Annotated in this window: 17 protein-coding genes and 1 pseudogene; 9 read left to right on the forward strand and 9 right to left on the reverse strand. The window is 72.2% G+C overall.

The window, feature by feature from the left end; translation table 11 throughout:
* Positions 1-141 precede the first annotated feature (141 nt).
* Positions 142-1,581: a serine/threonine-protein kinase gene (locus OG917_RS18690; protein WP_328318749.1), complete on the reverse strand. Its 1,440-nt coding sequence runs from the start codon at positions 1,579-1,581 to the stop codon at positions 142-144.
* 477 nt (positions 1,582-2,058) lie between these two features.
* On the opposite strand from OG917_RS18690, the gene OG917_RS18695 reads away from it, so the two are divergent.
* The 5 genes and pseudogenes from OG917_RS18695 to OG917_RS18715 all read left to right on the forward strand — a co-directional run bounded on the left by OG917_RS18695 (position 2,059) and on the right by OG917_RS18715 (position 9,267).
* Positions 2,059-3,426, forward strand: coding sequence for an aspartate aminotransferase family protein (locus tag OG917_RS18695; protein WP_328318750.1), 1,368 nt, complete (start codon positions 2,059-2,061; stop codon positions 3,424-3,426).
* Between the two features lie 433 nt (positions 3,427-3,859).
* A pseudogene (locus OG917_RS18700) lies at positions 3,860-4,522 on the forward strand (GntR family transcriptional regulator); the annotation flags it as partial.
* A 242-nt stretch (positions 4,523-4,764) separates the two neighbouring features.
* Positions 4,765-7,200 (forward strand): dolichyl-phosphate beta-glucosyltransferase, encoded by a 2,436-nt coding sequence (locus OG917_RS18705; protein ID WP_328318751.1) that lies wholly within the window; start codon positions 4,765-4,767, stop codon positions 7,198-7,200.
* A gap of 202 nt (positions 7,201-7,402) precedes the next feature.
* On the forward strand, positions 7,403-8,053 hold the full coding sequence (locus tag OG917_RS18710) for a hypothetical protein (RefSeq protein WP_328318752.1): 651 nt from the start codon (positions 7,403-7,405) through the stop codon (positions 8,051-8,053).
* A gap of 155 nt (positions 8,054-8,208) precedes the next feature.
* Positions 8,209-9,267, forward strand: coding sequence for an NAD-dependent epimerase/dehydratase family protein (locus OG917_RS18715; protein ID WP_328318753.1), 1,059 nt, complete (start codon positions 8,209-8,211; stop codon positions 9,265-9,267).
* Positions 9,268-9,373: 106 nt separating this feature from the next.
* On the opposite strand, the gene OG917_RS18720 is transcribed toward OG917_RS18715, so the two are convergent.
* The 6 genes from OG917_RS18720 to OG917_RS18745 form a co-directional block, all read right to left on the reverse strand.
* Positions 9,374-10,759 (reverse strand): benzoate/H(+) symporter BenE family transporter, encoded by a 1,386-nt coding sequence (locus OG917_RS18720; protein ID WP_328318754.1) that lies wholly within the window; start codon positions 10,757-10,759, stop codon positions 9,374-9,376.
* On the reverse strand, positions 10,756-11,958 hold the full coding sequence (locus OG917_RS18725) for a trans-sulfuration enzyme family protein (protein WP_328318755.1): 1,203 nt from the start codon (positions 11,956-11,958) through the stop codon (positions 10,756-10,758). The genes OG917_RS18720 and OG917_RS18725 overlap by 4 nt, the downstream gene beginning before the upstream one ends.
* Positions 11,955-13,934: an FAD/NAD(P)-binding protein gene (locus tag OG917_RS18730; protein WP_328318756.1), complete on the reverse strand. Its 1,980-nt coding sequence runs from the start codon at positions 13,932-13,934 to the stop codon at positions 11,955-11,957. Before OG917_RS18730 ends, OG917_RS18725 begins: the two co-directional genes overlap by 4 nt.
* Entirely contained in the window at positions 13,928-14,929 is a 1,002-nt protein-coding gene (gene sbnB / locus OG917_RS18735) for a 2,3-diaminopropionate biosynthesis protein SbnB (protein WP_328318757.1), read from the reverse strand. Before sbnB ends, OG917_RS18730 begins: the two co-directional genes overlap by 7 nt.
* A gap of 12 nt (positions 14,930-14,941) precedes the next feature.
* Positions 14,942-15,916: a 2,3-diaminopropionate biosynthesis protein SbnA gene (sbnA, locus tag OG917_RS18740; protein WP_328318758.1), complete on the reverse strand. Its 975-nt coding sequence runs from the start codon at positions 15,914-15,916 to the stop codon at positions 14,942-14,944.
* Between the two features lie 629 nt (positions 15,917-16,545).
* Positions 16,546-17,403, reverse strand: coding sequence for an SLATT domain-containing protein (locus OG917_RS18745; protein ID WP_443059089.1), 858 nt, complete (start codon positions 17,401-17,403; stop codon positions 16,546-16,548).
* Between the two features lie 349 nt (positions 17,404-17,752).
* On the opposite strand from OG917_RS18745, the gene OG917_RS18750 reads away from it, so the two are divergent.
* The 3 genes from OG917_RS18750 to OG917_RS18760 all read left to right on the forward strand — a co-directional run bounded on the left by OG917_RS18750 (position 17,753) and on the right by OG917_RS18760 (position 19,451).
* Positions 17,753-18,088, forward strand: a complete 336-nt coding sequence (locus OG917_RS18750; RefSeq protein WP_328318760.1) for a YbaB/EbfC family nucleoid-associated protein — start codon at positions 17,753-17,755, stop codon at positions 18,086-18,088.
* A gap of 114 nt (positions 18,089-18,202) precedes the next feature.
* Positions 18,203-18,802 (forward strand): recombination mediator RecR, encoded by a 600-nt coding sequence (gene recR, locus OG917_RS18755; RefSeq protein WP_327296233.1) that lies wholly within the window; start codon positions 18,203-18,205, stop codon positions 18,800-18,802.
* Positions 18,795-19,451, forward strand: a complete 657-nt coding sequence (locus OG917_RS18760) for a DUF5063 domain-containing protein (RefSeq protein ID WP_328318761.1) — start codon at positions 18,795-18,797, stop codon at positions 19,449-19,451. The genes recR and OG917_RS18760 overlap by 8 nt, the downstream gene beginning before the upstream one ends.
* 153 nt (positions 19,452-19,604) lie before the next feature.
* Here the strand turns inward: OG917_RS18760 and OG917_RS18765 are convergent, their stop codons facing one another.
* Both OG917_RS18765 and sigJ read right to left on the reverse strand, forming a co-directional pair.
* Positions 19,605-20,171, reverse strand: coding sequence for a peroxiredoxin-like family protein (locus OG917_RS18765; protein ID WP_328318762.1), 567 nt, complete (start codon positions 20,169-20,171; stop codon positions 19,605-19,607).
* Positions 20,168-21,352 (reverse strand): RNA polymerase sigma factor SigJ, encoded by a 1,185-nt coding sequence (gene sigJ / locus OG917_RS18770; protein WP_443059090.1) that lies wholly within the window; start codon positions 21,350-21,352, stop codon positions 20,168-20,170. The genes OG917_RS18765 and sigJ overlap by 4 nt, the downstream gene beginning before the upstream one ends.
* Before the next feature lie 433 nt (positions 21,353-21,785).
* On the opposite strand from sigJ, the gene OG917_RS18775 reads away from it, so the two are divergent.
* Positions 21,786-22,898, forward strand: a complete 1,113-nt coding sequence (locus OG917_RS18775; RefSeq protein ID WP_328318764.1) for a DUF1996 domain-containing protein — start codon at positions 21,786-21,788, stop codon at positions 22,896-22,898.
* The last annotated feature ends 19 nt before the right edge of the window (positions 22,899-22,917 follow it).

Below are 22,917 nucleotides of genomic sequence, written 5' to 3' on the forward strand. Positions count from 1 at the left end.
CGCGGGTAGCGCGGGCTTGTGCTTCACGGACCGGCTACCCGGAGACCGACCGGTCACACGGAACGGCCGCACGGACAGTGCGGCAGCGAAGAGGCAGGGGCCGGTGGGTGCCGCGGGTTGCCGCGGCGGTGCCGGGTGGGGTCAGCGGTTCCCGGGACCCGGCGACCCCGGCGCGCTGTGCCCTGCCGGGGCCGTGGGGCCGGTGGTGGAGTGGGGCGCCGGATCCTTCGGGGCGCCGCCCTTCTCCATGACCGCGTAGACGGAACCGCCCGCGCCGACCGCCACGATCAGGGCGACCATGACCAGTGCGGCGGTCCAGCGGCTGTTGCGGTGCACCGGTTCGGGTTCCGGCACCGGGGCGTAGTAGTGGTAACCGGACCGTGGAGGCGGGGGCGGGTCCTCCGGGGACGGGGTGCGGGGACAGCCGTACGCGGGGGAGGTGTCCGGCGGCGGGGTGGACGGCGGCGGGGTGGACGGCGGCGGGGTGGACGGCGGTACGGCGGAGGCGGGCGGCGAGGCCGTCGTCCGGGCCGCGCCCCGGGGGGTATCGCACGGGGTATCGCACCTGCCCCGCTCCGGTGACGCCGGCCGGGCGGGGGCCTGTGCCGGGCTCCGCACCGGCTCAGGACCGGGCTTCTCGGGACCGGGCCTCTCCGGGCCGAGCCCCTCCAACTCCCGCAACTGCGCCGCGTGCCGCCCGAGGTGGGCCATCAGCGGGCCGGGCAGCCACGGACCGTCCGCAGCGGGCTCGTCCGTACGCTCCAGGATCTGAGCGAGCGTCGGACGGGCGCCCGGGTCCTCGCGGAGACAGCCGGCCACCAGGTCCCGCAGGCTTTCCGGGAGCCCGCCGAGGTCCGGTGGCCCCTGCGCGACGCGGGATGTCGGCGCGTGCGCCACGCTCCCCGCGGCGCCGGACGGCAGCGCCCCGGCAGCCGCGTACGCCAGGACCGCGCCGAGGCAGAAGACATCGCAGGCCGGGGTGGCCCGGTCGCCGCGTATCTGCTCGGGTGCCATCAGCCCCGGCCTGCCGGGTGCCAGCATCGGCCGGCCGGCCGACGCGCCCGTGCCCGCCGGGCCGCCACCGGCCGCTGTCACCGGCGGGCGGGCGATCCCGAAGCCGATGACGCGCGGCCCGTCGACGGTGAGCAGCACGTTCGACGGCTTGAGCGCGCGGTGGATCAGGCCGGCCGCGTGTATCCCGGCCAGGGCGTGCGCCAGGCCCGAGCCGAGTATCCGTACCGACCGCCCGGGCAGCGGGCCGTGCGTACCGGAGACGACGGAGCGGAGGCTCGGGCCCGCGACGTACCCGGTGACGGTCCACGGGGCCGGTGCCTCGGTGTCGGCGTCCAGGACGGGGGCCGTCCACGGCCCCGTGACCCGGCGCGCAGCCTGTACCTCCAGGCGGAAGCGGTCGCGGAACGCGCCGGCCCCGGCCAGCTCCTCCCGGACGAGCCGGAGCGCGACCGTACGGCCCCGGTCCGAGCGCGCCAGATAGACCTGGCCCATCCCGCCCGCACCGAGCCGCGCCAGGAGCCGGTAAGCGCCGATATGGAGTGGATCGCCCGGCTGGAGCTGCTCCATGGATGTGCCCCTCCCCCTGCGCGCGCTACCGCACGCGCCCCATGGAGGGGAGAATAGTGCGCCCCCGCGGCGCGCCGGTATGACTGGGAGATCCGGGTACTCCGACCGTTCCGTAACGGCCGATCGTGAGCGCAATGGGTGCAAGGCGGGCTGTCTGTGGCGGTCTCTGGCGGTCTGCGGCGGTCGTCCGTCCGTTACGGCGGACCGTCCGCGCAGGGGCCGCCTGTCCCGTGCGGTGCGACGGGCTGTCCGTGCGGCCCGGTAGCTGTCCCGAGCGGTGCGACGGACTGTCCGTAAGGGCCGCCCTCCCGTCTGCGGCAGCCGCTTGTCCATAACGGACAAAGGTGCGCGACGGCCGGACGTCCGCGTGCCCAGCGGTCATGCCGCCGGCAGGGCGACATCCTGCCGACGAATCCCGCCGAGTCCATACATGATGGCCATGTGCCTCCCGACCTGCGGCTCTCTACGCTGGGGCGCATGACCCCTCAGATCTCGCAGCCCGATCCCCGGACAGGTGCGGCCGTCAAGGCCGCCGACCGCGCGCACGTGTTCCACTCCTGGTCCGCCCAGGAACTGATCGACCCGCTCGCCGTCGCCGGTGCCGAGGGTTCGTACTTCTGGGACTACGAGGGCAACCGGTACCTCGACTTCGCCAGCGGTCTCGTCTTCACCAACATCGGCTACCAGCACCCGAAGGTCGTCGCCGCGATCCAGGAGCAGGCGGCGACGATGACCACGTTCGCGCCCGCCTTCGCCGTCGAGTCGCGCTCCGAGGCCGCACGCCTCATCGCCGAACGCACCCCCGGCGACCTGGACAAGATCTTCTTCACCAACGGCGGCGCCGAGGCCGTCGAGAACGCCGTCCGGATGGCCCGGCTGCACACGGGCCGGGCGAAGGTGCTGAGCGCCTACCGCTCGTACCACGGCGGCACCGCCACCGCGATCAACCTCACCGGCGACCCGCGCCGCTGGGCCTCCGACACGGCGTCGGCAGGCGTGGTGCACTTCTGGGCGCCGTTCCTCTACCGTTCGCCGTTCTACGCGACCACCGAGGCCGAGGAGAGCGCCCGCGCCCTCCAGCACCTTGAGGACACCATCGCGTACGAGGGCCCGCAGTCGGTGGCCGCGATCATCCTCGAAACCATCCCGGGCACGGCCGGCATCATGACCCCGCCGCCCGGCTACCTCGCGGGCGTCCGGGAGATCTGCGACCGGTACGGCATCGTCTTCATCCTCGACGAGGTGATGGCGGGCTTCGGCCGGACCGGCTCCTGGTTCGCCGCCGACCTCTACGGCATCACCCCCGACCTGTTGACCTTCGCGAAGGGCGTCAACTCCGGTTACGTCCCGCTGGGCGGCGTCGCGATCTCCGGCGAGATCGCCGAGACATTCGCGAAGCGCCCCTACCCGGGCGGGCTCACCTACTCCGGCCACCCGCTGGCCTGCGCGGCAGCCGTCGCGACGATCAGGGCCATGGAGGAGGAGGACATCATCGGCCAGGCAGCCCGCCTCGGCACCGACGTCCTGGCCCCGGCCCTCGCGGACCTGGCCGCCCGGCACCCGTCGGTCGGCGAGGTGCGCGGCGTGGGCGCGTTCTGGGCCCTGGACCTCGTACGGAACAGGGAGACGCACGAGCCCCTGGTCCCGTACAACGCGACGGGCGAGGCCAACGCCCCGATGGCGGCGTTCGGCGCGGCGGCGAAGAAGCACGGCCTGTGGCCCTTCATCAACATGAACCGCACGCATGTGGTGCCGCCGTGCAACATCACCGACGCGGAGGCCAAGGAAGGCCTGGCGGCACTGGACGCCGCGCTCTCGGTGGCGGACGAGCACGTGGTCGCTTAGGGCTTGTCGTTCGGATCTCCGTGGGGAAGGAGCGGTGTCCGGTGTGTGCGGCTGCAAGGCGGAGGAGGGAGGCGACGCGGAGCGTCGTCGACCGACGACAACGCGGCAGACGCGCGTGCCGGACACCGCGACGCCGCGGAGATCCGAACGACAGGCCCTAGGACGTCATGGGGGCGCCGAAGGGGGCGGTGCGTCCGCCCCCTCGGCGTCCCCCGCACGTCTTCCGGCAGGACACCGAGGGCAGGAAGGTCCGCCACTGGGCGCGCGACAGCCCCCTCCTGCCCGGCCCAGCAGCGTCTTTCAGCGGAACGGCGCTCCCACGGCCGCGCGGACCGGACCATGACCCGGTCCTGATCACCGTCTACGCTCGACCCGGCAGCTGCCCGCACACCAGGTCGTAGGGTGTCCGGAGCCGGACGAGGGGAAACAGTCGATGCCCGCGAGCGGAGCGGTGACCCGCAGTACTCTGCGGCAGCAGATCGCCGACGCGCTGCGTGACGAGGTGCTTGCGGGCCGTCTTCAGCCGGGCGAGATCTTCACCGTCAAGCAGATCGCCGAAGGGTACGGGGTCTCGGCGACCCCGGTCCGTGAGGCGCTGGTCGAGATGTCCGCGCAGGGGCTGCTCGACTCCGATCAGCACAAGGGGTTCCGGGTCCACCAGTTCTCGGTCGACGACTACTGCGCCATGGTCGAAGCCCGCTCGCTGATCGTCGACGGGATCTTCCGGCGTCTCGCGATGCGGGGCGCGGCGGGTGAGTCGCTGCAGTCCGTACGCCGCAGGGCCGAGGAGGCCGCGCAGGCCGCGCGGACCGGCAGTCTGGAAATCCTGATCGGGTACGACCTGCGGTTCTGGCGTGAGCTCGGCGCCCTCACCGGCAACCGCTACATCTCCGACTTCCTGCACCGGCTGCGCGTGCAGTGCTGGGTCTTCGCCGTGCCGTACCTCCGCGACCGTACGGAGCTGGCCGAATGGCTGTGGCAGGGCCACGAGGAGCTGGTGGCCGCGGTGACATGCGGCGACGGCGCCCAGGCGCTCGCGGTCATCGAGGCGTACCACGCGCACGCCATCCGGTGGGCCGAGCGGCTGCGGGCCCGTGGCGCGGCCCCGCAGTCCGACGGGCCGCACCATTCGCCGGCCGAGGACTCGCACCCGGCCGAGGACTCGCACCCGGCCGAGGACTCGCACCCGGCCGACGCCCCGCCGTCCGCCGGTCCTGAGCCGGCCGACGGTCCGCCCCCGGACGGCACCCCGTACTCCCCGCCCTCCGCCGATGCCCCGGGCGGCGGCGACCACCGGGGCGGCCGGACCTCCGCCCGCCCCTCGGATCGGCGCGCCAGATGAGCAGGGTGGAATCGCCCGTGGTGGAACTGTCCGTCGTCGTGCCCGCGTACAACGAGGAAGGGCGCCTCGGCCCCACGCTGGACGCTGTCCGGGCGTATCTGGACAGCGGTTCCGGCCGCTGGGAGCTGCTGGTCGTCGACGACGGTTCGGTGGACGGCACCGCGCGCATCGCCCGGGAGGCCGCTGCCGCCGACTCCCGGGTCCGGCTGGTCAGCAGCCCGGGCAACCGCGGCAAGGGGCACGCCCTGCGGCTCGGTGTGGCCGCGTCCCAAGGCATACGGGTGCTGGTCACCGATGCCGATCTGGCCACGCCCATCGAGGAGTTGGACCGGCTCACCCAGGAGCTGGAGGCCGGGCACGCGGCCGCGGTCGGCTCGCGTGCGCACCCCGGTTCCAGCGTCGAGGTGCATCAGGGGCGGCTGCGCGAGTGGATGGGACGGATGGGGAACCGGCTCATACGGGCCGTCGCCGTCCCCGGTATCCGCGACACCCAGTGCGGCTTCAAGCTCCTGGACGGCGACAAGGCGCGCGAGGCGTTCGCCGACGCGCGGCTCGACGGGTGGGGCATCGACGTCGAGATACTCCAGTACTTCCGGCGCCAGGGGTGGCCCGTCGCCGAGGTCCCGGTGCGCTGGTCGCACCAGGAGGGCTCCAAGGTCGGGCCGCTCGACTATCTGCGGGTGCTCACGGAGCTGGTCCGGCTGAAGGCCCGCGCGGTGCGCCGCACCGACCTGGCGGTCTGCGGGCTCTTCCTGCTGGCGTCCGTCCTCCTCTACAAGAACCTCTGGGCCGACCTCGGACACGGCTACCTCCGCGACTCGCTCCAGGACCAGAACCAGTGGGAGTGGTTCTTCGCCGTCACCGCGGACAACGTCGCGCATCTGCACAACCCGTTCTTCACCACCGCGCAGAACTTCCCCGCCGGGGTCAACCTCATGGGCAACACACCCATGCTGGGGCTCTCCGTCCCGCTCACCCCGGTCACCCTGCTGTTCGGGCCGACCGTGACCTGGGCGCTGGTGCTGACCGGCGGGCTCGCCGCGACGGCCGCCGCCTGGTACTGGCTGATCGCCAGGCGCCTGGTCCGCAACCGGTGGGCGGCGGCGCCCGGCGCCGCGCTCGCCGCGTTCGCGCCGCCGATGATCTCGCACGGCAACGCGCACCCCAACTTCCTGGTGCTGTTCATGATCCCGGTGATCATCGACCGGGCGCTGCGGCTCTGCGAGGGGAAGAACGTCGTACGGGACGGGGTGCTGCTCGGCCTCTTCGCGACGTACCAGATCTTCCTCGGCGAGGAGCCGTTCCTGCTGGCGGCCCTCGGCATGCTGCTCTTCGCCCTGGCCTACGGGCTGCTGCGCAGGGAAGTGGCGCGGGCGGCATGGCGCCCCCTGCTCAAGGGGCTCGGGGTCGCCGCGCTCACCGCGTTCCCCCTGGTCGCCTACCCGCTGGGCTGGCAGTTCTTCGGTGCGCAGAGCTACCACAGCGTGCTGCACGGGGACAACGCGGGCAACAGCCCCCGCGCCCTCCTGGAGTTCTCCGGGCGGGCCCTGTTCGGCAGCGACGCGACGGCCGACAAGCTGGCGCTGAACCGGACCGAGCAGAACGCCTTCTACGGCTGGCCGCTGGTCGCGCTGGCCTTCGCGATCACGGTACGGCTGTGGCGGCACACGCTGGTCAGGGCGCTCGCCTTCACCGCGGTGGCCGCCGCGGTCCTCTCGCTGGGCCAGAAGATCCGTATCCCGTACACGGATGTGGTGTTCCCCGGGCCCTGGCGGCTGCTGGCACACCGGCCGCTGTTCGAGTCGGTGATCGAGGGCCGGGTCGCGATGATCTGCGCCCCGGCGCTCGGCATACTGGTCGCGCTGACGGCCGACCGGCTGATCCGCACCCGTGTCCGTGCCTGGCAGGTGGCCGGGGCGCTGGCCGTCGCCGCCGCACTGGTACCGATCGTGCCCACCCCGATGCCGGTACAGAAGCGCCCGGACGTACCGGCGTTCATCGCCGACGGCCTGTGGAAGAAGTACGTGGGCCCCGGCGAGTCCGTGGTCCCGGTTCCGCTGCCCGACCCGGGCAGCGCGGAGGCGCTGCGCTGGCAGTCGGCCACCGGGGTGCGTTTCCCGGTGCCGGGCGGCTACTTCAACGGGCCGTACGGGGCGGACCGCACGGGTATCTACGGGGCGCCGCCCCGCTACACGTCGAACCTCTTCCGGGACGTCCGGTACGGCGCGAAGGTCCCGGTGATCGGCCCCAACTGGCAGGCGCAGGCGCGGTACGACCTGGCGTACTGGAAGGCGGGCGTGGTCGTCATCCCGCCCGAGGACAACGACGCGGCGCTGTATGTCACGGTCCAGAAGCTGCTCGGCCGCCCGGGGCAGCGGATCGGCGGAGCCTGGGTCTGGCCCGTGGGCAAGGGCAGCGGCGCCGCGCGGTAGGAACGGGGCCGGGGGGCGGCCGTACCGCGTCAGGCGTCCGGGGGCGGCCCCGCCGGCCGCGGGCGGCAGGGACCGGAACGGCCACCGGGGGATGCCGCGGCGACCGGTACGACCGGGGGTCTTCGCGCAGCGTGAACCGCGCATTACGCTGGCCGGACAAGCCCGCTCGGGGGGATCCCCCCGAACCCCGCTAGGAGCCCCGTTGGCCTGTGACCTGTGGCTGGTCCCCCTCGTCGATGTGCTGTGCCACAGCCCCGACAACCCCTTCGCAGAAGAGATAGCCGTCTACGACAAGGCACTCGGCGAAGCCGGGCTGCCGTCCGTACCCGTCCTCGCCTATATGCCGGGGCTCTCCGGCGATGTGGCCCCGGTGGCCGGATTCGACTACGACGCCCTGCACTTCCTGCGGCGCGCGTACCTCCTGAAGGTCTGCGGCCTGGAGGTCGCCCCGGTCGACGACCTGGGCAGCGACTACGAACAGCTCCTTGAGATGTTCGAGGCCACGGCGCAGCAGTCCCATCTGGTCTGGCACTACGACCACGCGGGCGCCTATGTCCCGGTCGACTTCGGCGCACCGCTCTCCAACGACGAACTCCTGGAGGGCGGCGGCCCGCTGGGCTCCGCCCACGGCCTGCTCCGTGAGCTGGAGGTGGTGGCCGGGTCCATCGGTATCGACGCGGCGAACCCTCCGGCGACGCCGCAGGCCCCGTCCCGCCCGACATCCCTGGAGGAACCGGCCGGTCCGGTCTCCGCCGACGACGGCCCGTTCGCCAGGGAACGGCATGTGTGGCTGGGGCTGCACGCGGCTGCCACCCGCAGTCTGGCGCAGGGGTCGATGATCGTCTTCAGCTGAGGACGGAACAGCACGACCCGGCGGGGGTGGGAAGGGATCTCCGGAGCCCTCCCCGCCCCCGCCCTCCCCGCCCCCGCCCGCCGCGACGGCCGCCGACACCCCGGCTCCGCACCCGTGGTCCGGGCGGCGCGCGGCCGGGCCGTACGCTGCAGGGCATGCGTGTACTTGTCACCGGCGGCGCGGGATTCATCGGCTCGCACATCGTGGCGGACCTGACGGCCAGAGGCCACGAACCCGTCGTGTTCGACGCCCTCTTGCCCGCCGCGCACGCCCAACGGCCCTCCCCCACCGGTGCGGAGTGGATCGAGGCGGACGTCCGCGACCGGTCCGCGGTGGAGAAGGCCCTGCGGGGGGTGGACGCGGTCTGCCACCAGGCGGCCATGGTCGGCCTCGGCAAGCACTTCGCCGACGCGCCCGACTATGTGAGCTGCAACGACCTCGGTACCGCGGTGCTGCTCGCGGCCATGGCCGAGGCGGGCGTGCGTGACCTGGTGCTGGCCGGGTCCATGGTGGTGTACGGGGAGGGGCGCTACGACTGCACCCGCCACGGTGTCGTCCGTCCCGGCCCGCGCTCGCCCGCCGATCTCGAAGCGGGCCGGTTCGAGCCCGTCTGCCCGCAGTGCGGTGACGCCGCCGTGCCGGGCCTGGTCGCCGAGGACGCGCCGGTCGATCCGCGGAACGTGTACGCGACGACGAAACTCGCCCAGGAGCACCTGGCCACCGCCTGGGCACGGGCGACCGGCGGCAGGGCCGTCGCGCTGCGCTACCACAACGTGTACGGGCCCGGCATGCCCCGCGACACCCCGTACGCGGGCGTGGCGTCCTTCTTCCGCTCGGCCCTGGCCCGCGGGACGGCCCCGGTCGTCTTCGAGGACGGCGGACAGCGGCGGGACTTCATCCACGTGAGTGACATCGCGTCCGCCAACACGGCCGCGCTGGAGGGCGCGCGGGGCCGTGCGGACGGGGAGCTGCGTGCGTACAACGTGGGCAGCGGGGAACCGCACACCATCCTGGAGATGGCGCAGCAGCTCGCGGCGGCCTATCCCGGGCCGGCCCCGCTGGTGACCGGCGAGTACCGGCTGGGGGACGTCCGCCACATCACCGCGTCCTCGCAACGGATCAGGGCCGAACTGGACTGGCTGCCCGCGGTGTCGTTCGCGGACGGGGTGGCGGAGTTCGCCCATGCCTCGATGCGGGCGCCCGCCGGGACGTGAGTCCGGGGCCGGGCGCCGGGAAGCACAGGGCCCCGCCCGGCGGCCGGCCGGACGGGGCCGTGCGCTGAACGGGGCCGGCTGCGCCGTGCCGTCGACCGGTCGCCGGCTACGCGACCGCCACCGCCTTCCGCCGGTGGGTGAGGACGAGGTGGGTGAGGACTCCGAAGAGGAGCCCCCAGAAGGCCGATCCGATACCGAAGAGCGTGAGCCCCGATGCCGTGGCGAGGAAGGTGATCAGCGCCGCCTCACGGTCCTTCTCCTCCTTCACCGCCCCCGTCAGGCTGCCGGCCAGCGCTCCCAGCAGGGCGACTCCTGCGATCGCCGCCACCAGTTCCTTGGGGAGCCCGGCGAACAGGGCCACCAGTGCGGAGCCGAACGCGCCGATGATGAGGTAGAACGCTCCGCAGGACACGCCCGCCACATACCGGCGCCGCGGATCGCGGTGAGCCTCGGGGCCGGTGCAGATCGCCGCGGTGATCGCGGCCAGGTTGATCGCGTGCGAGCCGAACGGGGCCAGCACGGTGGAGACGAGCCCGGTGGACCCGATCAGCAGCCGGTCCTCCGGCTCGTACCCGGAAGCGGTAAGCACCGCCATGCCCGGGGCGTTCTGCGAGGCGAGCGTGGCCAGGACCAGCGGCACCGCGATACCGACGAGCGAGGCCACCGAGAAGTGCGGCGAGGTGAACACCGGCCGCGCCAGCTCCAGTCCGCCGAGGTGGACGTCGAGGCGGGAACCGGCCGCGGCGGCGACGACACCTGCGGCGAGGGCCGTCAGAACCGCGTAGCGGGGCAGCCACCGCTTGGCCAGCAGATACCCGACCAGGACCGAACCCGCGATGTACGGGGCGGACTTGAGCGAGGTGAACACGCCGGTGCCGAACGAGAACAGGATCCCCGCGAGCATCGCGGAGACGACGGCGCCCGGGATCTGCCGCATCAGCCACCCGAATACGCCGGTCATCCCGACGAGCGTGATGACCACGCCGCTGACCAGGAAGGCGCCGATGGCCTCCGGGTACGCGTACGCGCCCAGACTGGTGACCAGCAGTGCCGCACCCGGCGTCGACCAGGCCGTGATCACCGGCATCCGGGTCCGCAGGCTCAGACCGATGCAGGTGACACCGCTGCCGATGGAGATCGCCCAGACCCAGGAGCTCGTCTGCGCCTGGGTCAGGTGACCGCTGGAGGCCGCCGAGAGGACGATCACCAGCGGTCCCGAGTACGACACGACGACGGCCACCAGGCCGGCGAGGACCGCGGAGACCGAGGCATCCCGGAGCAGAGCGGTGAACAGGCCCGTACGGGGGGCCGGTTCACCTGCGACCGCGTCCTCGTCCGCGACGGGTTCCGGTGCCTCGGCTGCTTCCCGTTCGGTGACGGGCTGCTGCCCGGCGGCGGCCTCCTGCTCCAGGACGGGCCCGGCGGCCTCCGCGGGGGGCGTGGGGTCCGCCGGTGGCGCACCGTCGTGTGGGGTGGGGGTGGGGTGGCTCAATGGTCTTCCTTCACGGCCCGTTCCAGGGCCTGTTCGAGGTCGGCGACGAGGTCTGCCGGATTCTCCAGGCCGATGGACAGCCGCAGCATGTCCTTCGGTGAGGAGCTGTCCGGCCCTTCGAAGGTGTAGCGGTGCTCGATCAGGCTCTCCACGCCGCCCAGCGAGGTGGCACGGATGAAGAGTTCGCAGTGCTGCGCCACGCGCAGCGAGGTCTGCCACTCCCCGGCCACGTGCAGGGACAGCATGCCGCTGAATCCACCGGTCATCTGGCGGGCGGCGATCTCATGGCCCGGGTCCGACGGCAGCCCCGGGTAGGCGACCTTCCTGATCAGCGGGTGGGCGGCGAAGTGCTCGGCCACGGTCATCGCCGTGGCGGAGATCTGGCGCATACGGGGGAAAAGTGTACGCATCCCGCGCATCAGCAGATACGTCTCCAGCGGGCCGAGGATCGGGCCCGTCAGCCTGCGGTGCAGGCGAAGACGTTCCCATATCGCCCCGCGCGCCTCGGTGGGCTCCGGCGCCACCACGAGCAGCCCCGCCACCACATCGGTGTGTCCGTTGAGGTACTTGGTGCCCGAGTGCATGATCAGGTCGGCGCCGAGCTCGAAGGGGCGCGCGTGCACGGGAGTCGGCACGGTGTTGTCCACACCGAACAGGGCCCCCGCCCGGTGTGCGATCCCGGCGACGGCGGCGATGTCGGTCACCGTCCAGGTGGGGTTCGCGGGCGACTCGGCCCACACCAGTGCGGTGTCCTCGGCCCCGACCGCGGCGGCGACCGCCGTCAGGTCGTCCATGGGCACCTGGACCACGCGGAGGCCGCGCTGGCCACCGAACTCCAGCAGCCACTTGGTGAGTCCGAAGTACATCGTCCGCGGCACCACGACCCGCGCACCGGCCGGGAGCACCTGGAAGACGGCGGTGGCCGCCGCCATGCCGGACGAGAAGACCAGCGCGTCCGAGCCGCCTTCGAGCCCCGCCACGACGGCCTCGACCTGTTCGTAACCGGGAGTTCCCTGGTCACGCAGGTAGGCGAGCCCGGCCGGGGTGCGGTACTCGTCGTCCCGCGCGTAGGTGGCGCCGAGCGAGATCGCGGCGGGTACGGCGCCGGTGGTCGGGCTGCGCCAGCCGTCGCCCTGCGCGGCGTGGGTGTCCGCACGGTACTTCCGGGTCCAAGGGGTGTATTTCTCGCTGTTGCTCAACGCGTCCTCCTGATCAGTGACGGCAGCGCGGTACCCAGGGCGAGTTCCGCGTCCATGAGGGCCCGGGACGGTGCGCCGGGTGACGGGACGTAGTGGTTGTAGTAGCTCGACCCCTCGGTGTGGGGGCCCAGGAAGAACAGGCGCTCCTGCGGCGCGCCCGACCGGCCGACGCCCTGGCCCCCGCGGGTGACGTCGAGGCCGGCGAGTGGCGCCGCGGTACGGACACGGCCCGCGGTCGCGAGCCGGCCGAGCAGTGAATCCGGGACCCGCTCCGGGGGAGCCTCCGCCAGGTGCGCGTGGACCACGTGGTCCACGTCGACGGAGGCGGGGCTGTCCAGCCGGGTGGACTCCAGACGCCACGGCTCCCGGCCCGATGGGGCCACCAGCTGCGGCGCAGGTCCGGGGCCGATGCGGACGATCCCCGCCGCGACCAGGGAGAGCAGCTCCGCGGACCGCTCCAGCTGGGGGCCGATCACCAGCCGGTTGACGACCGGGGCGAACGTACCGAAGAAGAACGTCAGGGACCCGGAGTCGAGGCCCGGCGGGTCGACGGCCGCCCGCAGGACGTCCCGGTGGTCGCGCAGGACCTCAAGGGCCTCCTTCAGCGGACTGACGCCCAGCCCCGCCCGCGCTTCGGCCAGGTCCTCGGTGACGCACTCCGTGAACCACCGCGCGTACGCGCCGTGTCCGGGCCACCGCTGTGGCTGCGGGACCCCGCCGGAGACCGGGTCGGACGGTTCAGGCCCGGACGGTTCAGGGACGGGCGATCGCGGGCCGGACGGGCCGAGTCCGGCCGCCGGGCCGAGTCCGGCCGACAGGATTTCCGCGACCGGATTCGGGCCGAAGCGTGCGCGTAACTCCGCCAGCAGCGGCTGGTGGCCGGTGCGCGCGGCGTGGTCCGCCAGCTCCCTTCCGGCCCGCACGGCGTCGCCCGTCTCCCGGCCCAGCAGGGTGCGGTAGTAGGCGAGTTCCATCTCCGCCACCACGAGCGGCAGGACGTCGCGGACGAAGCCGAGCCGGCCGCCGTCCCGGGCGGCGGCCGTACGGAGCCCGGCCAGCCGGTCCTCGGTCAGGGCCACGGGTGCGCAGCGCACGCGCCCCGGATTGAGATAGGGGCGGCTGCGCGACGGCAGCCCCGAGCGATTGGCGAGGACGATCACCGGCTCCCGCCCGCTGGGCAGGTACCGCAGCGCGGAACCGTCCTTCACGTGCCGCCCGCCGCGGCCCACCGTGAGGGTGGAGATGACGTCCATGGCGGTCAGTCCCGCGCCGAGGACCGCGACGTGCGACCGCGCGGCGATGCCGTCCAGGGCCGAGGGCAGCGGGTACGGGCGGGTGACCGGCGCGGGCCCGGGTGCGGGCCCGTCGGGCAGGTACAGGGCGTGATGCCCCACGGTGACGAAGACCGCGTCCGCCGTGAACCGGCTGCCGTCGGCCAGGACGACGGTCTCGGCGGCCGCATCCGGGGTGGCCGGGTCAGCGCCGGGCCGTATGTCCGCTGCTGTCGTGCGGTGCCGGACCAGCGTCAGGCAGGCAGGGGCCGCTCCGATTATCTCCTCGCCGGCCCAGATCAGGTACTCGCTCAACAGCCTGCGCGGCAGGAAGTCGTTCGGCCGGATCTCGCGGCCCTCGCCGGGCCGGACGGTGAATCCGTCCTCCCCGACCCGGAGATCCCGCTCCCGGCACCAGGCGTGCAGCGAGGGCCCGGACAGCGGGACGGGGCCGTCCACCATGTGCGCGTCCGGGAAGGCCGACAGCTGGGAGCACACCGTGTTGAGCAGCAGGTGGTCGGGCTGGCCGGGTGTGTGGAATCCGGGGCCGGGGGAGCGCGGGTCCACGAGATGGACGGTGACCGGGAACGGTTCGGTCAGGCAGTGGGCGATCAGCCGTTCCAGGACGCCGAGGCCGCGCGGCCCTGCACCGATGATCGCGACGGTCGTGGCCGGGGCCGCCCCCGGGTCTTCCTCCGTCACCATCGGCTCGTCTCCCCGAAGAAGTCGGGGATCTCGACGGCCGTCCCGGCCCGGTGCGCCTCGTTCCTGACGAAGGCGCCCACCGCGAGGTCCAGGACGCCGAGACCGAACGGCGAGAAGACCACCGGCCGGTCCCCGGAGAGCGCCACCTTGCCCGAGAGCACTCCGGCGAGGGTTCCGTTCACGAACTCCCTCGAACCGGAGAGCTGTTCGGCGAGATGCGGGGAGGTGTCCGCCTTGAGGCAGTGCTCGACGTCGTCCAGGACGTTGTCCGCCGCCAGCACCACCTCGGGCGCGAGGTCGCGCAGCGAGATGTTGAGGACGACCTGGCCCGGCCGGAACGGCGTGCTGACGTACGGCGCGAGCGCCGTCGTCGCGAACACCACCGTCTCCGCCCGCAGCGCGGGGTCCAGTTCGGCGGTGAAGTCCGCGGGGATCCCCTGGGTGGTACGGATGTGCCCTGCCAGGGCCTGGCCGGAGGGCTCGTCCAGGTCGTGGACGAGGTAGGAGTCCGGGACGCATCCGGAGGCGTGCAGGTAGTCGCAGATGTTGCGTGCGATCACACCGCCGCCGACGACGGCGATCCGCGTCCCCGTGAAGCCGCCGGGGCGCAGCGCGCCGGCCGCGACAGCGGCGGACGCGGCGGTACGGGCCGAGCTGATGCTCGCGGCTTCGAGGCAGGCGACCGGGTAGCCGGTCTCGTAGTCGTTCAGGACCAGGACGGCGGAGGCCCGCGGAATGCCCTTCCGGGTGTTCTTCGGGAAGCTGGCGATCCACTTGATGCCGGCGAGCTGGACGTCGTCGCCCAGAAACGCGGGCAGCGCGATGATCCGGGAATCCGGCTTGTCCGGGAAACGCAGGAAGTAGCTGTCCGGGTTGACGGATTCACCGGCCTCGTGGGCCCGGTAGGCGGAAGCCACAATGCGGAGTACCGCCGTGCGTTCCTCGCTGAGGATATCGCGTACGGTCCTGCCGGAGATGATTTCGAAAGTGTGCATGTTCTCCCCCACTCAGGCGCGAGCCCGAGATATTTCCTTTCCTATGGTCTCGGGCCAGTGCTCCGAAACCCACGCGTCGTCGTAGACCGTCTCCACATAGCGGTCCCCGAAATCGGGGGAGACCGCCACGACGACGCTTCCCGCCGGCATGTTCTTGGCTGCCTTCTGGACTGCCGAGAGCACCGTCCCGCTCGATCCCCCGAGCAGGAGGCCCCGTTCTCTCGCGAGCATCCGGCACATGCGTACGGCGTCCTCTTCGGTGACCATGACGACGTCGTCGACATGGGCCCTGTCGAAGATCTCGGGGCGTCTGCTCGTCCCCAGACCCGGTATGCGGCGCTGCGACGCGGGCCCGCCGAAGGTCACCGAGCCCACCGTGTCGACCCCGGTGATCCGTGTCGCGGGGCTGTACCGGCGGAAGTACCGCGCGCACCCCATCAGGGTCCCCGTCGTCCCGGCCCCGACGAAGAGGTGGTCGGCGCGGCCCACGGTCTCGAAGATCGCCCGCCCGGTGCGGTCGTGGTGGGCCTGCGGACCCGCCGGATTGGCGTACTGGTTCAGCCAGTGCAGATCCGGGTCGAGGTGCAGGCGCTCGCCGATGTAGTCGATGCGGGACTGCAGATAGCCCCCGTTGGAGTCGCGGACGCCGATGACGACGACCTCGGCACCGAACGCCTCCATGAGCTGCCGTGACTGACGGTTCGCGTTCACATCCGTCACACACGTCAGGGCGTACCCCTTGGCCGCGCACACCATGGCCAGTGCGACGCCCAGATTCCCGGACGTCGATTCGATCAGCCGGGTACGCGGAAAGCTGCGCCCCGAATTCTCCGCGTCGGCGACGAGTGCCACCGCGGTCTTGAGTTTGACCGAGCCTGCCGGATTCAGGCCTTCGAGCTTCAGGTACAGAGAACTTCCCGGAACCAGCTGGTCGAGCCGGATGAAAATGTCGTCCAGTACGAGATCGTAAACTTCTTCCGCTATCACCAGAAATCCAAACCCTTATATGGGCAGGGCGCAGCACATGGTGTGCGGCGGTGTACATGCCCATGGCTTCGACCGGTCGGTGCGCAGGTCGAGCGCACGCTACGCAGAAGGACTTTCCCCCGTCCCCCGTGTGCCGTGAACCCCCGTTCGCGATACGGCTCTTCGATTCTGCCACGGTAACAGTACGGAGTGGGGATCTTTCTTCCGGGCAAGAAGGTTGAACGCTGGAATTCTCTTTGTGGCGGATTCTTGAATTCCGTATCCGGGTGCCGAAATTCCACGCGGCGCCACGGCGGCTCCGGCGCGGGCCGGGGTGTGCCGCCGGGCCGGGCTCCCGGTGCGGGGGCTTCGTGCCGGCCCGGTGGGCCGCCCTGCCCGGAGCATCGTGCGCCGGGCTCGCGTGGATGCGCCGGGGTGGCGCGTGACGTACCGTCAACTGACGTGCTGTCAGGGGGGAAAGGTGCCGGGCCCGGCCGGGAATTCCCCCTCCGCCCTTACGTCGCACGCCAGTTCACGGCAATTCCGGCGTGTCGCAGCGCGTCGCGGGCCGGCGCGGCGCGCTGCCGTCCGGCGCAGCGCGCCCGCTTCCCACTCGGCACGCCGGCTGCGCGCCGCCCGGCCGCTCCCCGCTACCGCGACGGCGGTTCGGGCGGGCGCTGGCGCGGCATGTTCGGGCGTACACCCATGGCCGGCACCGTGCGGCCCGTCGGCGCGGGCTCGCCGCCGCGTGGTTCCCCGGGGCCCCGCACCGATACGGGCACCGCGCCCCCCGTGCGGAACCCGACCATCCACTCCGCCGTCTCGCCCCGCACGAGGTCAGTCACGTCGTCGGTGAACCTCCGTAGCACGCCCAGGCAGCGCTCGGTCGCCTCGCTCGCCGTGCCGTCCGCCGGGCCGAGGACCTCCCGGACGCTCTCCGAAGCCCAGTCGAACTGGAGCACCTGGAGTCTGCGCTGCACCGCCTGGGCCGTCGCCACGTCCCGCATCCATCCGGCGGTCAGGCCGAACCAGCGGTCGCCCGCCGCGCAGGCCACGGCGGCCAGCAGCGCGGGATAGCCCCACTCCGCCGCCCCGTGCAGACCGGCCGCCAGGTCGAGCAGCGGCAGCGCCGCCCCCACGAACGCGCCGCCGGCCGCCCCCGCGCGCAGGGCCCTGGCGCCCCGGCGCTTCCAGGTCCGGTCGGTGAGGTACCAGCCCGCGGTCCGCAGCGCGGTCGACTCCACCCAGCGGTAGAGCTCGTCCAGGCGCTCGACGGGCTCCGCCCAGTCGCCCGCGGGGAAGGGCTCGCCGGTCAGATCGGTGCCCGTCCCGGCCGGGGTGCCTCTCTCCGTCTCCGCGCCGGCCCCGGCGCCCTCGGGTCCCGCCCCGACCGCCAGATCCGCCCCGAGGGCGGAGACCCGGGGGCCCGGCCCCGGGTCCGTGCCCGCCCGGGGGCCGACGCGGGGATCGCCCCCCGGCCGTACGGCGTCATCCTCGGGCTGCGGCATCTCCGGCTGACCCACCAGGCTTCTCCCCATCCGTCACGTACGGTGCGCGCGCGGCTACGGGCCGCCGGACCGTGCTCCACGCCGAAACCCCGCAATCGGGCCGTGCTGGACCCCGGCCGTGCGGAACGCTGCTCAGGCGAGTGCCCTTCATACCGCCGAATGGTGGGCCCCGGCGCCGTTATGCCAGGGTTTACGACTGTAAGCGGCCTGTGATCAGGTGGAGAAGCCGTCGGGCCCTCACCCGAAAGAGTTGGTCCCCCCGGTGGAGGGCGGGGCACGCGGGGAACACGTAGGCTCGTTTTACGAGCAAGACAGTCGGAAATGTCGTCGAACAGCCTCGGAGTGACCCGTGATTCCCGGTGGTGGCCAGCCCAATATGCAGCAGCTGCTTCAGCAGGCCCAGAAGATGCAGCAGGATCTCGCACAGGCACAGGAGGAACTGGCCAGGACCGAGGTCGACGGCCAGGCGGGCGGCGGTCTCGTCAAGGCCACCGTCAACGGCTCCGGTGAGCTGCGCGGCCTGGTGATCGATCCCAAGGCGGTCGATCCCGAGGACACCGAGACTCTCGCCGACCTGATCGTCGCCGCGGTCCACGCGGCGAACGAGAACGCCTCGGAGCTCCAGCAGCAGAAGCTCGGCCCGCTCGCCCAGGGGCTCGGCGGTATGCCGGGCCTCGGTATCTGAGGCGTGCGGGGCGCGTGAGGCCAGAGCTTCCGAAGGTCTTCACGTTCCCGAGGTTCTAAGGAAACCCCGCACCAACTACCGTACGTTCCACAGCTGAACGAAAGAGGCGCTCCGTTGTACGAAGGCGTGGTCCAGGACCTTATCGACGAGTTGGGCAGGCTGCCCGGCGTCGGTCCCAAGAGCGCGCAGCGGATCGCCTTCCACATCCTCCAGGCGGAGCCCACGGACGTCCGGCGCCTCGCGCACTCGTTGCTCGAAGTGAAGGACAAGGTCCGGTTCTGCGCGGTGTGCGGGAATGTCGCGCAGGCGGAGCTCTGCGGGATCTGCCGGGACACCCGGCGCGACCAGACGGTCATCTGTGTCGTCGAGGAGCCGAAGGACGTCGTGGCGGTCGAGCGGACCCGGGAATTCCGGGGCCGTTACCACGTGCTCGGCGGCGCCATCAGCCCCATCGAGGGCGTCGGCCCCGACGACTTGCGGATCCGGGAACTGCTGGCCCGGCTCGCGGACGGCGCCGTCACCGAGCTGATCCTGGCGACCGACCCCAACCTGGAGGGTGAGGCTACGGCGACGTACCTCGCTCGCATGATCAAACCCATGGGTTTGAAGGTCACACGGCTGGCGAGTGGTCTCCCTGTGGGGGGAGACCTGGAATACGCGGACGAGGTCACGCTCGGTCGTGCCTTTGAGGGGAGACGACTACTCGATGTCTGACGCAACGCTCAACAAGGTCACGGAAGACCCGAACGACTTCGACGTCCAGATCGCCGACCAGGTCGAGTCCTTCATCGTCGCCGTCACCGAGGTGGCGAAGGGTGACGAACCGGACAGCGCGGTGCCTTTCCTGCTGCTGGAGATCTCCCAGCTCCTCCTTGCCGGGGGCCGCCTCGGCGCACACGAGGACATCCTCCCGGCCGACCGGTACGAACCGGACCTCGGCCCGGAGCCCGACGCCGACGACCTGCGGGAGCGCTTCGCGCGGCTCCTGGAGCCGATCGACGTGTACTCCGAGGTGTTCGACCCGTACGAACCGCGCAAGGCGCCCGTCGCCTGCCGTATCAGCGACGACCTCGCGGACATCGTCACGGACCTCCGCCACGGCATGGCCCACTACCGTGCGGGCCGTACCACCGAGGCGATGTGGTGGTGGCAGTTCTCGTACTTCTCCAACTGGGGCTCCAGCGCATCGGGTGCGCTCCGCGCACTCCAGTCCCTGCTCGCGCACGTCCGTCTCGACCAGCCGCTCCCGGCGCTCGACGGCCTGGACACGGACCAGGACCTGAGCGAGGAGGCACTTGCGGAGGAGGCGGGCCGGGTCATGGCGGAGGAGATCGGCGGTCCGCTGGGGCTCCCTTCGGTCTGAGGCCGGGTCCCGTCAGAGGACCGGTCGCGCGGCGGGTCCGTTCACCTCATGCGGTCGTCCGTGCGCCGGGTCCCTCCGCGCCGCGTGTGGTGGGCTCCTGTCGCGTGCCGACCGCACGCGCGGCGCGGCCACTTCACGTCGTGCGTGGTCCGCTCACGTCGTGCGGCCCGGCCTCCGGGCGGCCAGGTCCAGCAGTTCGTCCACCGGCCACTGGTCGTCCGCGTGGCGCCCGTAGTGGGCGGCCTCGATCCGGCCGTCCGGGGCGATGAGGAAGTCGGCGGGCAGGCCGAGCACCGTCTCGCCCTTGGCAGGGCCGGGCTTGCGGCCCCCTCGGATGTCCTTGAGCGTCGCCGGAGTGGCCCGTACACCCGCCAGCCAGACCCGTGGGTGCAGGACCGCCCTCGGCGACGTCTCCACGCCGAACGCCGTGTAGAGCTCCCGGCCCGGGTCGGCGATCACGTCGAACGGCAGGCTGCCCTGGTGCGGCAGCATCTCTTCCCTGCGGGAGTGGAAGACGGCCGTCTCATGGATCCCCGCGGCCCAGATCTCGCTCCGGCGGTCCGCCATCGTCCGCAGATGCAGATTGCAGACCGGGCAGCCGGCGAAACGGCGGAACTGCAGATGAGTCAGCCCGTCCGGGGCAGGTACGGGCGTCTCACGCCCGAGGATCGTGGTGAGGGTGCGCACCGGTACGGTGTCGCCCGCTGCGAGCTTCGTCATGGCTTCTCCCGGCCGGTCGTCGGTTCTGCGGCTGCGTGTGCGGTTGCTCCGCCCGGGGGCCCGGGTGGCTCCGGGACCGGGGCCGGGCCGGAGCCCGCGTCGTCGGGTGCCCGGTCCTCATCGGCCCCGATTCCGGTGAGCTTGTCGGGGTTGCTGACGTTGTAGATGTTGCTGATGCGGTTGTCCTCCGGCGACAGGTCCAGCACCATCACACCGAGCGGCTCGCCGCCCGCGAACACGATGGCCGACGGATCGCCGTTGACCTGCCGGTAGCGAACGCTGAAGTCCAGGCCCCGCGCGGGCGGGTGGGCCGCGCGGGCCACCAGGAGGCGCGCGACGTTGTCGCGTCCGGTGACCGGCCGCGGCCCCGCCGCGGGGGACTTCCCGCCTCCGTCGCTCCACAGCGTCACATCGGGCGCGAGCATCTCCAGCAGAGCGGCGAGGTCGCCGCCGAACGCCGCGGCCACGAACCGCTCGGTGGTCCGCCGGATCATCCGCGGGTCGGCGCGGTAGCGCGGCCGCCTCGCCCGGACGTGCGCGCGTGCCCGGTGGGCGACCTGACGCACGGCGGCGGGCTCGCGGCCGACGATCCCGGCGATCTCCCCATGGGGGTACCCGAAGACCTCGTGCAGTACGAAGACCGCCCGCTCCAGGGGGGTCAGGGTCTCCAGAACCACCAGCATCGCCAGCGAAACCGAATCGGCGCGCTCCGCGGCCTCCTCGCCGGTGACCGGCGTGGCAGAGCCGGGAGGGGGCGCTGTGGCCAGGGGTTCGGGCAGCCACTGGCCTGCGTAGGTCTCCTTGCGGCGATTGATGACCGCCTGCCGGGCGATGGCCAGATTGACCGCGATCCTTACGAGGTAGGCGCGCGGGTTCCGGACCGGTTCCGCGTCCCGTGCACCGTGCCGGGGCGCCCAGGCGAGCCAGGTCTCCTGAAGGACGTCCTCGGTGTCGGCGACGCTGCCCAGCATCGTGTAGACGAGCGAGAACAGCAGTTCCCGGTGGTCCAGGAACGTGACGGTCGCCGCGTCCGCCGCTGATTCCGCATCCGCGTCCCCGTCCGCGTCCCCGTCCCCGTCCGCGTCCCCGTCCGCGTCCCCGTCCGCGTCCGCGTCCCCGTCCGCATCCGCGTCGGCATGCGGACCGCTCGGCCCGTCCGCCGGGGCCGCGCGGGGCGACATGCCCGCGCCGCGCGCTGCGTCCGCGCCGTGTGCCGCGCCCGCCGCCGGTTCGTCCGCCGCCGGCTCGTCGTTCGGGGTGTCGGGCATCCTTGCCTCCCTGTCGCCTCACCGTATGAGAGCGGCCCCGGGGGCCGGAGTGTGACACGGGCGGCGAAAAAATTGCCCCCCGGCCGAGCGGACCGGCTACGGGACCGCTGCGTTCAGCCGGCGGCCCGAACCGGCCCCTGACATCGGACGCGCTGCCTTCACCCGCCGAACGCCCCTGTGTCACCAGGGCAGTTCGCGTGGCCGGCCCGCCGCTTCGGCAGTTAACGAGCTATTGACACGGTCTTGTCAGGAGCGGAACACTCCGAATCCGGGAGAGCGCTCTCCCAGTCTCCCGCACCGCATTTCCCGCCCTCGTATTCCCGCACTGACGCAGGAGGAGGTCTCCATGCCACGCAGGTCGAGAACCCTCACAGGACTGCTGCTGTCCACCGCCCTGGCCCTGACCACGGCCGGAATCGGCGGGGTCGTGATGACAGCCAGCGCATCGGCGGAAGCACCGGCCGCGACGGCCGCCGCCGCCCATCCCAAGGCCGTCACCCCCGGCATGGCCGGGATGCCCGGCATGGGTGTGTCCACCAAGGCATCCGGCGACGACCCGGACGGCGACGGCTACATCATGGCCGACCCGCCGGTGACCGGAGTCACCCCGTCGACGTACGACCCGCCGCACCGGTACTTCCACGAGTTCCAGGCCAAGTGCGCCCCGAACCACACGGCGCCCGACGACCCGATCGTCTACCCCGGCCAGCCGGGTAAGTCCCACGACCACACCTTCATGGGCAACACCGGCACCGACGCCAACACCACCACCGCCTCGCTCGACCAGGGCAGCACCACCTGCCTGGCGCCCGGTGACAAGTCGGCCTACTGGATGCCCAGTCTGTACAACGGGGACGAGAAGATCCTCCCCGTCGGCCCGCAGACCATCTACTACAAGTCGAGTGTCAACGACTACACCAGCGTCCGGCCCTTCCCCAAGGGACTCCGGTTCACCGTCGGCAACCCCATGCAGAGCGCCGACGACTTCAAGAACCTGAAGGGCACGGTGGAAGGCTGGGAGTGCGGTACGCAGTACCACAACTTCGACTTCCCGATCTCCTGCCCGAACACTCCGGACACCCAGCTCAACATCCGTCTCCAGGCGCCCAGTTGCTGGGACGGCATCCATCTGGACACCCCGAACCACCAGAGTCACATGGCGTACCCGGTGGCGTCCGGCGCCAACCAGAACGTCTGCCCGGCCGACCACCCGGTGGCTCTGCCGATGATCGAGTTCAAGATGGCGTGGCCCGTCAACGGCGACATGTCGAAGCTGCGGCTGGCCAGCGGCACCGGGCACTCGTTCCACTACGACTTCTTCAACGGGTGGGACGCGCCCACGCTCCAGGCCATGGTCACGCACTGCATCAACGGCGGTCTCCAGTGCGACGCGCGTGGCTACGACGAGACCAACCCGTCCGCGGGCGCCGCGCTCAACGACGACTACGAACTGCCGTAACCCCTCCGGCCCGACCGGG

It is taken from the genome of Streptomyces sp. NBC_00388, from assembly GCF_036061255.1.
In the GTDB taxonomy this organism is placed as follows: domain Bacteria; phylum Actinomycetota; class Actinomycetes; order Streptomycetales; family Streptomycetaceae; genus Streptomyces.